This is a genomic window from Streptomyces boluensis (genome assembly GCF_009908195.1).
Classification (GTDB): Bacteria; Actinomycetota; Actinomycetes; order Streptomycetales; family Streptomycetaceae; genus Streptomyces; species Streptomyces boluensis.
Map to the genome: position 1 here is coordinate 1 of NZ_JAAAHS010000618.1, position 2,589 is coordinate 2,589.

Sequence of the window (2,589 nt, forward strand, 5' to 3'; positions counted from 1 at the left end):
GGGCCGGGGCGGCGGCCTGGGGGAGGGAGTTGGCGATGTTGATGACGCCGAGGTCCTTGCCATGGTCGGTGGTCTTCGGGAGTACGTCGGTCATCAGGGCGAAGTCGACCGAGGTGAAGACGCCGAAGGCGAGGCCGAGTACCGCCGCCGCGACGATCGCGCCGGGCCAGGTCTGCCAGACCGCGAGCAGCCCGGTGGACACCGCCATCAGGACGCCGGACCAGATCACGAACGGTTTGCGGCGGCCGATCCGGTCCGACCAGGCGCCGCCGACCACGACCGTGGCGAGCATGGTGGCGCCGTTGACCGCCGTCAGGATCAGTACGCCCTGCTCCGGGTCCGGATGGTGCAGCCGGTCCCGCAGGTAGTACAGGAGATACAGCAGCACCAGGACGTTGCCCAGGTTGATCAGGAACCGGGTGAGCCAGGCCCAGGCCAGGTCCGGGTGGCGGCGCGGGCTGATCAGGAACCCGCGCAGGAAGGTCCGCCACCCGAACGTCGGCCGGTCCGCCGGACGCAGCGGCGGATCGCGGTGCAGCAGTACGTACGGCAGCACCCCGAGGATCGTGAACAGCGCGCAGGCCGCGTACCCGGCGCCGAGTCCGCCGACGGCCTGGGCGAGGCCGGTGCCGACGACCACGCCGAGGAGCTGGACGGCGCCCAACCAGCCGCCCACGGAGCCGCGTTGGCGTTTCGGCACCTGGTCGGGGACGGCCGCGGTGATGGCGGCGAAGGCGGCGTTCAGGGTGAGCTGGACCAGGCACCAGCCGAGCAGCATGACCGCCATCGAGCCCGCGGCCGCGGTGAGGAGCAGCGCGAGCGCACCGGTCGCGGCGCCCGCCACGATCCACGGGGTACGGCGCCCGAAGCGTCCCGTGGTCCGGTCCGAGACGGCCCCGAACAGCGGGTTGGCGACGAGCGAGACGACCGCGCCGGCCCCTGTCACCCAGGCGAGCACCGTTTCCTTGGACATCCCGGCGGGGGCGAGCGCGGCGGCCTGGAGGGCGAGGAGGATCTGCAGCGGGCCGTACCAGCCGACCCAGATCGCCCCGTTCGCGAGGCAGAGCGTGGAGGTCCAGGAGGTGCCGACCCGGGCGACCGGCTCGGCGTGCACCGCGACGCCCGTCACCGGGACCGGGCTCACCGGAACTGGATTCCCCGGAACTGGGCTCACCGGGACTGCGCCAGGAGTGCCTCGCGCAGCCAGCCGTACGAGGCCTTCGGGGTGCGTTCCTGGGTGGCGTAGTCGATGTGCACCAGGCCGAAGCGCTGCCGGTTGCCCTCGGCCCACTCGAAGTTGTCCATCAGCGACCAGACGAAGTAGCCGCGTACGTCGACGCCCGCGTCGACGGCCCGGTGCAGGGCGCGCAGGTGGCCGTCGAGGAACGTGATCCGGTCCTGGTCGTCGAGGCCTTCGTAGGAGCAGCCGTTCTCGGTGATCATCAGCGGCGGCAGCCGGTCGCCGTAGCGCTCGCGGAGCGAGAGGAGCAGTTCGGTGAAGGCCTCGGGGACGACGGGCCAGCCGAAGTCGGTGCGCGGGTAGCCCTCGATCTCCTGTGGCGCGAAGGGCAGTTCGGGCGGGATGGTGACGCCGGAGAACTCGGTGGGTGCGCTGCCGGGGGCGCCCACCTTGGTCGGCTGGTAGTAGTTGACGCCGTACCAGTCGATCGGGGCCGAGATCAGCTTCAGGTCGGCGTCGAGGTCCGGCGAGGGCAGCAGTTCGCCGATGCCGTCGGGGTAGCGGCCGAGCAGCAGCGGGTCGGCGAACAGCCGGTTGAGCAGCAGGTCGTAGAAGTCGGCGGCGTCCCGGTCGGCGGGCTCGTCGGAGGCGGCCCAGGTCGGGCCGTGCGAGTTGGCGATGCCGATGTGGCCGGCGCCCGCGGCGCGCAGCGCCTGGACGGCGAGGCCGTGGGCGAGCAGTTGGTGGTGGGCGACCGGGAGCGCGTCGAAGAGGAGCCGGTGGCCGGGGGCGTGCTCGCCGAGGGCGTGCCCGAGGAGGGTGTGCTCGGCGGGTTCGTTGAGGGTGATCCAGGTGGGCACCCGGTCCCCGAGCCGCTCGGCGACCACGGCCGCGTACTCGGCGAACCGCTCGGCCGTCTCCCGCCGCAGCCAGCCGCCCGCTTCCTCCAGGACCAGCGGGGTGTCCCAGTGGAACAGCGTCGGTACGGGGCGTACGCCCGCGGCGCACAGCTCGTCCACGAGCCGGTCGTAGAAGTCCAGGCCGCGCGCGCTGACCTGGCCCGCGCCGGTGGGCAGCACCCGGGGCCAGGAGATCGAGAAGCGGTACGCGCCGACGCCGAGGTCGCGGACGAGGGCCACGTCCTCGGGGTAGCGGTGGTAGTGGTCGCAGGCCACCTCGGCCGTCGAGCCGTCCTTCACCCGGCCCGGCTGGCCGGTGAAGGCGTCCCACACCGAGCGGCCGCGCTCGTCGACGGCGCCCTCGATCTGGTGGGCGGAGGTGGAGACGCCCCAGAGGAAGTCCCGGGGGAAGCGGGGGAGGGTGTTACCGCCGGTACTGGTGCTCGCGCTGACTGCCATGCGTCGGGATCATGCTTACTCGCGAGTAGGAAGTCAACGGGTGGGGGCGGG

General features: G+C 72.7%; 2 protein-coding genes. Both read right to left on the bottom strand.

The window, feature by feature from the left end; genetic code table 11:
* Positions 1-1,144: MFS transporter (locus GUY60_RS36665; RefSeq protein ID WP_161705828.1), on the bottom strand; the 1,144-nt coding region annotated here is incomplete at its 3' end.
* Positions 1,145-1,170: 26 nt separating this feature from the next.
* Entirely contained in the window at positions 1,171-2,538 is a 1,368-nt protein-coding gene (locus GUY60_RS36670) for a GH1 family beta-glucosidase (RefSeq protein ID WP_161705829.1), read from the bottom strand.
* Between the last annotated feature and the right edge of the window lie 51 nt (positions 2,539-2,589).

What these genes read in the sequence shown, in the direction of transcription:
- GUY60_RS36670 (WP_161705829.1), bottom strand. Translation starts at nt 2,538, where the DNA reads ATGGCAGTCAGCGCGAGCACCAGTACCGGCGGTAACACCCTCCCCCGC.